This is a genomic window from Citrobacter sp. LUTT5 (assembly GCF_009905315.1).
In the GTDB taxonomy this organism is placed as follows: Bacteria; Pseudomonadota; Gammaproteobacteria; order Enterobacterales; family Enterobacteriaceae; genus Citrobacter; species Citrobacter freundii.
The window spans coordinates 4,549,358-4,563,365 of the sequence record NZ_CP047606.1; the positions used below are offsets into that span (position 1 = coordinate 4,549,358).

5 protein-coding genes and 3 rRNA genes are annotated in these 14,008 nt (G+C 50.1%); 4 read left to right on the forward strand and 4 right to left on the reverse strand.

Annotation, left to right across the window (positions count from 1 at the left end):
* The first annotated feature begins 139 nt into the window (after window positions 1–139).
* Window positions 140–1,801, forward strand: a complete 1,662-nt coding sequence (locus GUC46_RS21730; RefSeq protein WP_160180720.1) for a fatty acid--CoA ligase — start codon at window positions 140–142, stop codon at window positions 1,799–1,801.
* A 218-nt stretch (window positions 1,802–2,019) separates the two neighbouring features.
* Here GUC46_RS21730 and GUC46_RS21735 read toward each other — a convergent pair whose 3' ends face one another.
* The 4 genes from GUC46_RS21735 to GUC46_RS21750 all read right to left on the reverse strand — a co-directional run bounded on the left by GUC46_RS21735 (window position 2,020) and on the right by GUC46_RS21750 (window position 8,928).
* Window positions 2,020–3,741 carry a SulP family inorganic anion transporter gene (locus GUC46_RS21735; RefSeq protein WP_160180722.1) on the reverse strand — a complete coding sequence of 574 codons (1,722 nt, stop codon included), beginning with the start codon at window positions 3,739–3,741 and terminating at the stop codon, window positions 2,020–2,022.
* A 297-nt stretch (window positions 3,742–4,038) separates the two neighbouring features.
* Window positions 4,039–4,154 (reverse strand): 5S ribosomal RNA (gene rrf / locus GUC46_RS21740).
* 90 nt (window positions 4,155–4,244) lie between these two features.
* Window positions 4,245–7,151, reverse strand: a 23S ribosomal RNA gene (locus GUC46_RS21745).
* A gap of 235 nt (window positions 7,152–7,386) precedes the next feature.
* A 16S ribosomal RNA gene (locus tag GUC46_RS21750) occupies window positions 7,387–8,928 on the reverse strand.
* The 16S, 23S and 5S rRNA genes sit together here, the layout of an rRNA operon.
* Before the next feature lie 597 nt (window positions 8,929–9,525).
* On the opposite strand from GUC46_RS21750, the gene GUC46_RS21755 reads away from it, so the two are divergent.
* The 3 genes from GUC46_RS21755 to dcuB all read left to right on the forward strand — a co-directional run bounded on the left by GUC46_RS21755 (window position 9,526) and on the right by dcuB (window position 13,930).
* The gene (locus GUC46_RS21755; RefSeq protein ID WP_003031877.1) at window positions 9,526–11,157 is read left to right on the forward strand and encodes a sensor histidine kinase; all 1,632 of its coding nucleotides are present in this window, start codon (window positions 9,526–9,528) and stop codon (window positions 11,155–11,157) included.
* Window positions 11,154–11,873: a two-component system response regulator DcuR gene (gene dcuR, locus GUC46_RS21760; protein ID WP_003031875.1), complete on the forward strand. Its 720-nt coding sequence runs from the start codon at window positions 11,154–11,156 to the stop codon at window positions 11,871–11,873. The genes GUC46_RS21755 and dcuR overlap by 4 nt, the downstream gene beginning before the upstream one ends.
* A 716-nt stretch (window positions 11,874–12,589) precedes the next feature.
* On the forward strand, window positions 12,590–13,930 hold the full coding sequence (gene dcuB, locus GUC46_RS21765) for an anaerobic C4-dicarboxylate transporter DcuB (RefSeq protein WP_003031873.1): 1,341 nt from the start codon (window positions 12,590–12,592) through the stop codon (window positions 13,928–13,930).
* Window positions 13,931–14,008: the final 78 nt, after the last annotated feature.

Sequence of the window (14,008 nt, forward strand, 5' to 3'; positions counted from 1 at the left end):
GCAAGGTACGCACATTCATCCCCAGGGGCTGGAACTGGTCGCCGCCTCGATATCTGAAGCAAACGCCAGGGAGTAAAGGCCAACCTTAATCTACAATTGCCATCATACCGAGCAAATAGTGAGTCAACGAGGAATCTGGATGGTGAAAACAAAAATCATACAGCCAGCGCAGGGGGCTCATGCCTATCCGTTGCTGATCAAGAGCCTACTGCTGTCGGGTGGGCGTTCTCATCCCGAGCGAGAAATCGTCTACGCCGATAAGCTCCGTTACGACTATCGTACCCTCAAACAGCGCATTCATCGCCTGGCAAACATGCTGACAGCGGCCGGTGTCATGCCTGGAGACACCGTCGCCCTGCTAGATTGGGACAGCCATCGCGCCCTCGAGTGCTTCTTCGCGGTACCCATGATTGGGGCCGTGCTGCACACGGTGAACGTCCGCTTCTCGGCGGACCAAATCGCTTACACCATGAATCATGCCGAGGACAACCTGGTACTGGTGCACGACGACTTCTTGCCGGTTGTCGAGTCACTGGCTGAGACGCTGACCACTGTCCGGGGATACATCCAGCTTAGCGACGAAGAATCGAAGGCGACCAGCCTGCCGGTACTAGGGGAATATGAGACCCTGCTCGCCGCAGCGGGAGAACTCTTTGACTTCCCCGACTTCGATGAAAACTCGATAGCTACCTTGTTCTATACCACTGGAACCACGGGCAATCCCAAGGGAGTCTACTTCAGCCATCGCCAGCTGGTCCTGCACACGCTCAATGAGCTGGGTCTCCTGGCTGCCCACGAGGGACAGTCGCTGCTACGATCGAACGATGTCTACATGCCGATCACCCCTATGTTCCACGTGCATGCCTGGGGCGCTCCTTATGTCGCAACAATGCTGGGTGTGAAGCAGGTATACCCCGGTCGTTACGAACCCAACAAACTGGTGCGGTTTTATCACGATGAGGGTGTGACCTTCTCGCATTGTGTGCCAACCATTTTGCAGATGATCCTTGAGTGCGAAGAAGCCACGCAGACTGATCTGTCAGGATGGAAGATGTTACTCGGTGGCAGTTCACTGTCCCTTGGACTGGCGACACAGGCCCACCATAGGGGCATACGCATTCACGCCGGCTATGGCATGTCTGAGACCTGTCCCCTGCTCTGTATGACCCACTTAAGCGATGCCGAGCTGGCCCTTCCCATGGATGAACAGTTACCCCCGCGGATTCGGACCGGCCTGCCTGTCCCGTTGGTGGATCTACGTATCGTCGATGGCGAAGGTCGGGAGGTGGTGCACGACGGAGAAGCCCTGGGCGAAATAGTGGTACGAGCCCCTTGGTTGACTCAGGGCTACCTGAAGGAACCCGAGAAAGGAGCTGAGCTATGGAATGGCAGTTGGCTGCACACCGGCGACATAGCCTCTATCGATCCCCATGGGATAGTGGAAATCAAGGATCGCATCAAAGACGTAATCAAGACGGGCGGTGAGTGGATAAGCACGCTGGAGCTGGAGAACCTCATCAGCTCACACGCGGCGGTCAGGTCGGTAGCCGTCGTCGGGATACCTGATGAGCAGTGGGGCGAACGCCCCCTGGCTCTGGTGGTTTGCAAGGAAGGGGAGGACCTGGAGCCACAGGCCATAGCGACACATCTACAAGGATTCGTCGACCGCGGCCACATCACTAAATGGGCGATCCCACGACAGATAAGGATAGTCCCGGATATTCCCAAAACCAGCGTTGGCAAGATCAACAAGCGCCTGATTCGGGAGCTCGAAGCCAGCAATGGGAAGGATATCATTTAAGCGATCTGTCGCATTCACAGCGTAAGGTTAACAACAGTCACACTGCTTATATTTCAGGTAGCTTGCCGATATCAATGCTCTGCCGGGGAACTCACCGTCCCCGGGCGGATGCTGATCCCCCTTTAGCAACATGGGGTTCTGGTCGATGTCAGGTCCTGCTGGACGAAAACCCGTCCTCAGCGCCTTCCATTCAGCCTGATCATTTACCTAAATCTGCTTTATTCAACAACGCCAGATTCACCCTCACTCATGCTTTCTTTGCTTTGAATAAACCGCAGCGCCAAATAAAGGTCTGGTGCCAGAATCATGTCGTCGTCCTTCATTGTCGGTCGACTCTCTTTAAACCAGCGTGTTAACTCCGTTTTCCGGCCCGCAAGAATTAACTTAATCTGCCGCCCCTTCAGGTCCCGCTTTAACTCATTAATGGTTGCCAGGACGCTGATATCTGAATAGGTAAAGCAAGAAACGGCGTCAATGACCACCCATTTAGGTTGTAGTACTGCACCATCGACTAAATTCAAAACGCGGCGCTTAAAATAGGCCACATTAAAATAGGTCAGCGGTGAGTTAAATCGGTACATCAACACGCCAGGGATCATTTTCACATCAGTTGAATTCCCTAATGAGTGAATCATCCCATTTTCGTCAATTCCCAATAAGTGTTCAGTAGGACGAAAAACTGTGCGCAGGAACTGCAACAGACCCAGCAATACCGCAAGGCCGATCCCCTGAATAACACCAATAATCAGAACACAGCCAAAAGTGAAGAACGCCAGGCGAAATGCGGGTTTATTTCTTCGCCTCAGATTCCAGAGTCCGCGTAAATCAATCAATGACCACGATGCATAAATTAGAACAATGCCTAATGCAGATACCGGAATAAATTGTAATGGCTGCGTGAAAAATACCACGACAATTCCGATGATTAAGGCTGCAACAACGGAAACCAGCTGACTTTTCCCTCCGGTGGAGTCATTTACCGCAGTCCGGGAATCGGCTCCGCTAATCGCAAACCCCTGAGATAAGCCAGACATCAAATTCGCAACACCCAAAGCCCTGAACTCAGCATCAGCATTTATTTCGTATCCATTTTTCGCGGCAAAACTGCGAGCGGTTAGCATCAGGCTAACAAAACTGACTAATGCCAGGTTCAGCGCAGGGATCAATAAATCACGCGCCAGACCAGGCTGAAATGAGCCCCAGTGAACAACAGGCAAACCAGACTGGAAGCCCGATCCCCCAATAGTGGCAATACCATACTGCTGTGCAGATGTGACCCATACCAGCGCCGTTGTTATCACAATTGCAATTAACGGTGCTGGCCATTGGCTACGAAACGTTTTGATAGCTATTAAAATCGCTAACGTTAGGATGGAGATCCCTAAGGTTAATAAATGAATTTCTGAGAGTCGGCCTGGCAGGGCAATAATCTTTTCAATCACTTGCTCTTCATCAAGCGTAATCCCCAGCACCTTACCGAGTTGCCCGACAATAATCGTCACGGCAACGCCGTTAAGCAGCCCCGTTAGAATGGGATGAGAAAGCAGATCAGCAAGCGCACCCAGGCGAAACTTACTGGCAAGTAGACACCATCCTCCCATCATCACGGTCATGACGATTGTTAACTGCCAGTGGAGTTCTGGATTTCCGGCAGAAAGAGGAACCACAACTGCCGCAATTACCGCGCAGGTCGTGGCATCAGGGCCAACAATCAATTGGCGGGAAGAACCAAACAGTGCATAAGCTAGCATTGGCAAAACGCAGGAATATAACCCGACGATAGCCCCGACTCCCGCCAACTCAGCGTAAGCAATCGCAACCGGTAGTGCTACGGCAGCAACGGATAACCCGGCTTTAACATCATGTTTTAGCCAGCTTTTATCGTACGCTAATAAATTTTTTAGACCCGGCATGTAGTTTAATACCATTTTTCCGAACACTTTATTCTCCGGATTGACCCTTACTAATAGATAAAGGTACACGTAACTGCCGCAGGAGATCCTGATATTTTCGGGAGGTAATACAGATAATTCAGATTGGGTGTTTATCGCGTATGCCGCAGAATGGCTTGTGTTATGCAGGCTCAGGATATTATTGCTTTGCACCCGATGGTGCTGCGATGTGCGTGATGCGCTGCGCTTATCAGGCCTGCACAATACGTTCAGCCCGGCGGTTTTTACCCCGCACACACGCAAAAAAGCCCATCCGTCAGGATGGGCTTCTTCACTTTATTTGATGCCTGGCAGTTCCCTACTCTCGCATGGGGAGACCCCACACTACCATCGGCGCTACGGCGTTTCACTTCTGAGTTCGGCATGGGGTCAGGTGGGACCACCGCGCTACAGCCGCCAGGCAAATTCTGTTATTAACCCGCTTTTCGCCGGTTAATGTAATCTGTATCAAGCTGAATCTCGTCTCTTCGCCAAAACATCTTCGGCGTTGTAAGGTTAAGCCTCACGGTTCATTAGTATCGGTTAGCTCAATGTATCGCTACACTTACACACCCGACCTATCAACGTCATCGTCTTTAACGTTCCTTCAGGAGACTTATAGTCTCAGGGAGAACTCATCTCGGGGCAAGTTTCGTGCTTAGATGCTTTCAGCACTTATCTCTTCCGCATTTAGCTACCGGGCAATGCCATTGGCATGACAACCCGAACACCAGTGATGCGTCCACTCCGGTCCTCTCGTACTAGGAGCAGCCCCCCTCAATTCTCCAGCGCCCACGGCAGATAGGGACCGAACTGTCTCACGACGTTCTAAACCCAGCTCGCGTACCACTTTAAATGGCGAACAGCCATACCCTTGGGACCTACTTCAGCCCCAGGATGTGATGAGCCGACATCGAGGTGCCAAACACCGCCGTCGATATGAACTCTTGGGCGGTATCAGCCTGTTATCCCCGGAGTACCTTTTATCCGTTGAGCGATGGCCCTTCCATTCAGAACCACCGGATCACTAAGACCTGCTTTCGCACCTGCTCGAGCCGTCACTCTCGCAGTCAAGCTAGCTTATGCCTTTGCACTAACCTCCTGATGTCCGACCAGGATTAGCTAACCTTCGTGCTCCTCCGTTACTCTTTAGGAGGAGACCGCCCCAGTCAAACTACCCACCAGACACTGTCCGCAACCCGGATCACGGGTCCACGTTAGAACACCAGCCATTAAAGGGTGGTATTTCAAGGATGGCTCCATGCAGACTGGCGTCCACACTTCAAAGCCTCCCACCTATCCTACACATCAAGGACCAGTGTTCAGTGTCAAGCTATAGTAAAGGTTCACGGGGTCTTTCCGTCTTGCCGCGGGTACACTGCATCTTCACAGCGAGTTCAATTTCACTGAGTCTCGGGTGGAGACAGCCTGGCCATCATTACGCCATTCGTGCAGGTCGGAACTTACCCGACAAGGAATTTCGCTACCTTAGGACCGTTATAGTTACGGCCGCCGTTTACCGGGGCTTCGATCAAGAGCTTCTCCTTACGGATAACCCCATCAATTAACCTTCCGGCACCGGGCAGGCGTCACACCGTATACGTCCACTTTCGTGTTTGCACAGTGCTGTGTTTTTAATAAACAGTTGCAGCCAGCTGGTATCTTCGACTGATTTCAGCTCCACGGGTAAACCGCTTCACCTACATATCAGCGTGCCTTCTCCCGAAGTTACGGCACCATTTTGCCTAGTTCCTTCACCCGAGTTCTCTCAAGCGCCTTGGTATTCTCTACCTGACCACCTGTGTCGGTTTGGGGTACGATTTCGTGTTACCTGATGCTTAGAGGCTTTTCCTGGAAGCAGGGCATTTGTTACTTCAGCACCGTAGTGCCTCGTCATCACACCTCAGCGTTAAAAAGGTACCGGATTTACCTGGAACCTCCGCCTACATGCTTAAACCGGGACAACCGTCGCCCGGCTAACATAGCCTTCTCCGTCCCCCCTTCGCAGTAACACCAAGTACAGGAATATTAACCTGTTTCCCATCGACTACGCCTTTCGGCCTCGCCTTAGGGGTCGACTCACCCTGCCCCGATTAACGTTGGACAGGAACCCTTGGTCTTCCGGCGTGCGGGTTTTTCACCCGCATTATCGTTACTTATGTCAGCATTCGCACTTCTGATACCTCCAGCATGCCTCACAGCACACCTTCAACGGCTTACAGAACGCTCCCCTACCCAACAACACATAGTGTCGCTGCCGCAGCTTCGGTGCATGGTTTAGCCCCGTTACATCTTCCGCGCAGGCCGACTCGACCAGTGAGCTATTACGCTTTCTTTAAATGATGGCTGCTTCTAAGCCAACATCCTGGCTGTCTGTGCCTTCCCACATCGTTTCCCACTTAACCATGACTTTGGGACCTTAGCTGGCGGTCTGGGTTGTTTCCCTCTTCACGACGGACGTTAGCACCCGCCGTGTGTCTCCCGTGATAACATTCTTCGGTATTCGCAGTTTGCATCGGGTTGGTAAGTCGGGATGACCCCCTAGCCGAAACAGTGCTCTACCCCCGAAGATGAATTCACGAGGCGCTACCTAAATAGCTTTCGGGGAGAACCAGCTATCTCCCGGTTTGATTGGCCTTTCACCCCCAGCCACAAGTCATCCGCTAATTTTTCAACATTAGTCGGTTCGGTCCTCCAGTTAGTGTTACCCAACCTTCAACCTGCCCATGGCTAGATCACCGGGTTTCGGGTCTATACCCTGCAACTTAACGCCCAGTTAAGACTCGGTTTCCCTTCGGCTCCCCTATACGGTTAACCTTGCTACAGAATATAAGTCGCTGACCCATTATACAAAAGGTACGCAGTCACCCCATAAAGAGGCTCCCACTGCTTGTACGTACACGGTTTCAGGTTCTTTTTCACTCCCCTCGCCGGGGTTCTTTTCGCCTTTCCCTCACGGTACTGGTTCACTATCGGTCAGTCAGGAGTATTTAGCCTTGGAGGATGGTCCCCCCATATTCAGACAGGATACCACGTGTCCCGCCCTACTCTTCGAGTTCACAACCTGTGCATTTTGGTGTACGGGACTATCACCCTGTACCGTCGGACTTTCCAGACCGTTCCACTAACACACAAGCTGATTCAGACTCTGGGCTGCTCCCCGTTCGCTCGCCGCTACTGGGGGAATCTCGGTTGATTTCTTTTCCTCGGGGTACTTAGATGTTTCAGTTCCCCCGGTTCGCTTCATTACGCTATGTATTCACGCAATGATAGTGTGTCGAAACACACTGGGTTTCCCCATTCGGAAATCGCCGGTTATAACGGTTCATATCACCTTACCGACGCTTATCGCAGATTAGCACGTCCTTCATCGCCTCTGACTGCCAGGGCATCCACCGTGTACGCTTAGTCGCTTAACCTCACAACCCGAAGATGTTTCTTTCGATTCATCATCGACTTGCAAAAATTTGAGAGACTCGAACACACCGCTTTTCATTTCTTATTACGGAGAAATGAAACAGTGTGTCGTTTCAATTTTCAGCTTGATCCAGATTTTTAAAGAGCAAAACTTCTTAATGCACTCGAAAGTACATTCAGAAGTTCATCATTCATCAGACAATCTGTGTGAGCACTACAAAGAACGTTTCTTTAAGGTAAGGAGGTGATCCAACCGCAGGTTCCCCTACGGTTACCTTGTTACGACTTCACCCCAGTCATGAATCACAAAGTGGTAAGCGCCCTCCCGAAGGTTAAGCTACCTACTTCTTTTGCAACCCACTCCCATGGTGTGACGGGCGGTGTGTACAAGGCCCGGGAACGTATTCACCGTGGCATTCTGATCCACGATTACTAGCGATTCCGACTTCATGGAGTCGAGTTGCAGACTCCAATCCGGACTACGACATACTTTATGAGGTCCGCTTGCTCTCGCGAGGTCGCTTCTCTTTGTATATGCCATTGTAGCACGTGTGTAGCCCTACTCGTAAGGGCCATGATGACTTGACGTCATCCCCACCTTCCTCCAGTTTATCACTGGCAGTCTCCTTTGAGTTCCCGACCGAATCGCTGGCAACAAAGGATAAGGGTTGCGCTCGTTGCGGGACTTAACCCAACATTTCACAACACGAGCTGACGACAGCCATGCAGCACCTGTCTCAGAGTTCCCGAAGGCACCAAAGCATCTCTGCTAAGTTCTCTGGATGTCAAGAGTAGGTAAGGTTCTTCGCGTTGCATCGAATTAAACCACATGCTCCACCGCTTGTGCGGGCCCCCGTCAATTCATTTGAGTTTTAACCTTGCGGCCGTACTCCCCAGGCGGTCGACTTAACGCGTTAGCTCCGGAAGCCACGCCTCAAGGGCACAACCTCCAAGTCGACATCGTTTACGGCGTGGACTACCAGGGTATCTAATCCTGTTTGCTCCCCACGCTTTCGCACCTGAGCGTCAGTCTTTGTCCAGGGGGCCGCCTTCGCCACCGGTATTCCTCCAGATCTCTACGCATTTCACCGCTACACCTGGAATTCTACCCCCCTCTACAAGACTCTAGCCTGCCAGTTTCGGATGCAGTTCCCAGGTTGAGCCCGGGGATTTCACATCCGACTTGACAGACCGCCTGCGTGCGCTTTACGCCCAGTAATTCCGATTAACGCTTGCACCCTCCGTATTACCGCGGCTGCTGGCACGGAGTTAGCCGGTGCTTCTTCTGCGAGTAACGTCAATCGTTGCGGTTATTAACCACAACGCCTTCCTCCTCGCTGAAAGTACTTTACAACCCGAAGGCCTTCTTCATACACGCGGCATGGCTGCATCAGGCTTGCGCCCATTGTGCAATATTCCCCACTGCTGCCTCCCGTAGGAGTCTGGACCGTGTCTCAGTTCCAGTGTGGCTGGTCATCCTCTCAGACCAGCTAGGGATCGTCGCCTAGGTGAGCCGTTACCCCACCTACTAGCTAATCCCATCTGGGCACATCCGATGGCAAGAGGCCCGAAGGTCCCCCTCTTTGGTCTTGCGACGTTATGCGGTATTAGCTACCGTTTCCAGTAGTTATCCCCCTCCATCGGGCAGTTTCCCAGACATTACTCACCCGTCCGCCACTCGTCACCCAAGGAGCAAGCTCCTCTGTGCTACCGTTCGACTTGCATGTGTTAGGCCTGCCGCCAGCGTTCAATCTGAGCCATGATCAAACTCTTCAATTTAAGTTTGATGCTCGTGAATTAAACTTCGTAATGAATTACGTATGTTCACTCAGAGACTTGGTATTCATTTTTCGTCTTGCGACGTTAAGAATCCGTATCTTCGAGTGCCCACACAGATTGTCTGATAAATTGTTAAAGAGCAGTTGCGACGCGCTTTAGCGCTCTGTCGCGAGGTGGCGTATATTACGCTTTCCTCTTTCAGAGTCAACCCTCATTTTCAGGTTTTTCTCTTCAACCGAACCGGCTGTTTGTGTGAAGTGATTCACATCCGCCGTGTCGATGGAGGCGCATTATAGGGAGTTTCCTGTGGCCCGCAACTCTTAAATTGCAGAAAAATGACTGACTGCTGCATTCCACAGCAAAACCCCGCCTTATACCCATTTACACACAGAGTTATCCACAATCGTAAGCAAATTATCTGTCAGCGTCCCTGAAAAGGGAGAGAACCGATATGAAAACCTCTATATAGAAAGAAATTCACTCTACGCTATATAAAGAAGAAGGGCTGACAACTTAAGCTCCATAATCCCTACCACCTTTGAATTACGCCCTCCATCAGGCGATAATACCCGCACAAACCGTGATTCCAGGACCGTGATGAGACACTCACTGCAACGTACTGCTATACGCAAACGCCCGATGAAGCTTGGCACCACCGTGATCCTCATGGTTAGTGCTGTTCTCTTCTCCGTGCTGCTTGTCGTTCATCTGATTTATTTCTCGCAAATTAGCAACATGACGCGCGATGCGTTAGCGAGTAAAGCGCTTGCCGTCGCGCGAACGTTGGCCAACTCTCCGGAGATCCGCCAGGGACTAATGAAAAAGCCCGAGGAAAGCGGTATTCAAGCGATTGCCCAGGCGGTGAATAAGAGCAACGATTTTTTGTTCATCGTCGTCACCGATATGCAAAGCATTCGTTACTCCCATCCCGAAGCACAGCGAATCGGCCAGCCATTTAAAGGCGATGACATTTTGCTGGCCCTGCAAGGTAAAGAGAATGTCGCCATTAATCGCGGGTTTCTGGCTAAAGCCCTGCGGGTATTCACCCCTATATACGACGAACATCACCAGCAAATTGGCGTGGTGGCGATCGGTCTTGAGCTAAGCAGAGTTGCTGAACAGATCAATAACAGCCGCGGCAGCATCATCTGGTCAATCTTATTTGGCGTGCTGGTTGGGCTGCTCGGTACATGGATATTCGTTAAGGTCCTCAAGCGCATTCTGTTTGGTCTGGAACCTTATGAAATCTCCAATCTGTTCGAACAACGCCAGGCGATGCTGCACTCTATAAAGGAAGGAGTCATTGCCGTTGACGAGTGCGGTGAAGTGACGTTGATTAACCAAGCTGCGCAGGAGCTGCTGGATTATCACAAATCACAAGATGATGCCCAGCTCTCCACGCTTAGCCATGCGTGGTCACAAGTGGTCGATTTTTCACAGGTACTACATGACGGAACGCCGCGCCGCGATGAAGAGATCATGGTGAAGGATCGGCTGCTCTTAATTAACACGGTCCCGGTACTCAGCAACGGTAAAATCATCGGCGCCATTTCAACCTTCAGAGATAAGACTGAAGTCCGAAAGTTAATGCAACGCCTGGACGGTATGGTCAACTATGCCGATGCACTTCGTGAACGATCCCACGAATTCATGAATAAATTGCACGTGATTCTAGGATTATTGCATCTGAAAAGTTATAAGCAGCTTGAAAATTACATCCTAAAGACCGCGAACAATTATCAGGAAGAAATTGGCTCACTGTTAGGAAAAATAAAATCTCCGGTGATCGCAGGATTTTTACTCAGTAAGATTAATCGCACATCTGATTTAGGCCATAGCCTGGTCATCAGCAATGAAAGCCAGCTACCGGAGAATAACAACGAAGATCAGGTGGCGGTACTGATTACCGTTCTGGGGAATCTGATTGAAAACGCCCTGGAAGCGCTAGGTCAAGAACCTGGTGGTGAGATCAGCGTATCCTTGCATTATCGACACGGCTGGTTGCATTGCGAAGTGAATGACGATGGTCCGGGGATCGCCCCCGAAAACATTGAGCACATCTTTGAGAAGGGCGTTTCGTCAAAAGGAACCGAACGGGGCGTAGGTTTAGCGCTTGTTAAACAACAGGTTGAAAACGTTGGCGGCAATATATCCGTCGAGTCTGAACCTGGGATCTTCACCCAATTTTTTGTACAGTTACCGTGGAATGGTGAGAGGGCCAGCAGATGATCAATGTCTTAATTGTCGATGACGATGCAATGGTAGCGGAATTAAACCGCCGTTATGTCGCGCAACTCTCCGGTTTTCACTGCTGCGGCACAGCCTCCACGCTGGAGAAAGCAAAAGAGATAATCTTTCATAGCGGTCATCATATCGATCTGATTTTGCTAGATATTTATATGCAAAAAGAAAACGGTCTGGACCTGCTACCGGTTCTGCATAGTGAAGGTTGCAAGTGCGATGTCATCGTCATCTCTTCTGCAGCCGATGCCACCACCATTAAAGATTCACTTCACTACGGCGTCGTTGACTACTTGATCAAACCTTTCCAGGCGTCCCGGTTTGAAGAGGCGCTCACCGGCTGGCTACAGAAAAAAACTGAGATGGAAAAGCATCAGTACTATGAACAGTCTGAGCTTGACCAGTTGATTCACGGCAGCTCCTCCAATGAACAAGAAACGCGGCGCTTACCCAAAGGATTAACGCCACAAACGTTGCGCACGTTGTGCCAGTGGATTGATGAGCACCAGGATCAGGAGTTCTCCACGGATGAGCTGGCTAACGAGGTCAATATCTCGCGCGTCTCTTGCCGTAAATACCTTATCTGGCTCGTCAATTGTCACATCTTATTTACCAGCATCCATTATGGCGTGACCGGCAGACCTGTTTATCGTTATCGCGTGCAGGCTGAACACTACTCATTGCTTAAACAATATTGCCAATAAATACACTTGGGATTATTTGTTATTTGAAAGTAACAATTATTAAAATAATGAAAAATCCCTATTTCACCAGCTGACACTGCAAAATTATAAATTTGCGTTAGATCAAATATATTTGTATCCAGCATGTTAAATGTATTATTTTAATATTGACAAACATCACACTGTTTTTAATTTCAAAATCGCTAACAAAAGTTAATTAAGTATTATCTAACTCGCAGAGTGTGTATTTTTACCCATAAAGGATTAGTCTGAAATTAACCAGACATACAAAATCTAGACTGGTAGCAATGGAGACCATGCTACGTACCATGGACACCGTACATTTTTGTGAGCAAATAAAAGTATCCGCACGCCGACTTCATCACATCATGAAATGGCGTGACCGTGATCACATAAATAACCCACTCACTCATTCTGTCGGTGGTTCATGTAATAGCGGAAAACGCAAAATAGATAAATTACAGCGTCAACCGCGGCTCTCCATGTTCAGCTCTGCTTCCCATCGCCTGAGGATTCTCTCCTCTGATCAAAGCCACAGAAAAAACCAAATATCGCCATAACTTTAAAAAAAAATTCTAGCAAGACATTTGAACATTAATCGCAAATACGGACATATCGAATACTGACCATTTTTTGATGCTTATTCTGGCAAAAAAGAATGTGGCACAGATCCATTTTTCAAAAAATTGACTGGGTTTTTCGCGAGGGTAAATAAAATGTTATTTAGTATACAACTTCTCATAATATTAATATGTTTGTTTTATGGTGCCAGAAAGGGCGGTATCGCGCTGGGTTTATTAGGCGGTATCGGCCTGGTCATTCTGGTTTTCGTTTTCCATCTCCAGCCGGGTAAACCACCTGTAGATGTCATGCTGGTTATTATTGCCGTGGTGGCCGCATCGGCAACCTTACAAGCCTCCGGCGGTCTTGACGTTATGCTGCAAATCGCTGAAAAGCTGCTGCGCCGTAACCCAAAATATGTTTCCATCGTCGCACCTTTCGTTACCTGCACCCTGACGATTCTCTGCGGTACAGGGCACGTGGTATACACCATCCTGCCAATCATTTATGACGTTGCCATTAAAAACAATATTCGCCCGGAACGTCCGATGGCGGCGAGTTCCATCGGTGCGCAGATGGGTATTATCGCCAGCCCGGTTTCTGTAGCCGTTGTGTCACTGGTGGCAATGCTGGGTAACGTAACGTTTGAAGGCAAGCATCTCGAATTCCTCGACCTGCTCAGCATCACCATCCCGTCTACCCTGTTGGGTATCCTGGCGATCGGTATCTTCAGTTGGTTCCGTGGTAAAGATCTGGATAAAGATGAAGAGTTCCAGAAGTTCATTTCTGTACCTGAAAACCACAACTATGTGTATGGCGATACCGCCACGCTGTTAGACAAAAAGCTGCCGAAAAGCAACTGGCTGGCCATGTGGATCTTCCTTGCCGCTATCGCCGTTGTTGCCGTACTCGGCGCGTTCTCTGAGCTGCGCCCTACCTTTAGCGGCAAACCACTGTCAATGGTGCTGGTTATCCAGATGTTCATGCTGCTGACCGGTGCGCTGATTATTATCCTGACGAAGACCAATCCCGCTTCAATATCTAAAAACGAAGTCTTCCGTTCCGGTATGATCGCGATTGTGGCGGTGTACGGTATTGCCTGGATGGCCGAAACAATGTTCGGCGCGCACATGACAGAAATCGAAGGTGTGCTGGGCAATATGGTGAAAGAGTATCCGTGGGCCTATGCAATTGTTCTGCTGCTGGTATCCAAATTTGTAAACTCCCAGGCAGCAGCGCTGGCTGCGATTGTTCCGGTCGCACTGGCAATCGGGGTTGATCCAGCGTACATCGTGGCTTCCGCTCCGGCATGTTACGGTTACTACATTCTGCCGACCTACCCGAGCGACCTGGCGGCTATTCAGTTTGACCGCTCTGGCACCACCCACATCGGCCGCTTCGTTATCAACCACAGCTTCATTCTGCCTGGTTTGATCGGCGTAAGCGTATCCTGTGTCTTTGGTTGGATCTTCGCCGCAATGTACGGTTTCCTGTAATCACAGTTCGCGTGCCGTCCGCGTTGGTACGGCACGCCACCATTAAGACACAGAGAATTTTAAAATTCCTGAGAAAAA

What these genes read in the sequence shown, in the direction of transcription:
- GUC46_RS21730 (WP_160180720.1), top strand. Translation starts at nt 140, where the DNA reads ATGGTGAAAACAAAAATCATACAGCCAGCGCAGGGGGCTCATGCCTAT.
- GUC46_RS21755 (WP_003031877.1), top strand. Translation starts at nt 9,526, where the DNA reads ATGAGACACTCACTGCAACGTACTGCTATACGCAAACGCCCGATGAAG.
- dcuR (WP_003031875.1), top strand. Translation starts at nt 11,154, where the DNA reads ATGATCAATGTCTTAATTGTCGATGACGATGCAATGGTAGCGGAATTA.
- dcuB (WP_003031873.1), top strand. Translation starts at nt 12,590, where the DNA reads ATGTTATTTAGTATACAACTTCTCATAATATTAATATGTTTGTTTTAT.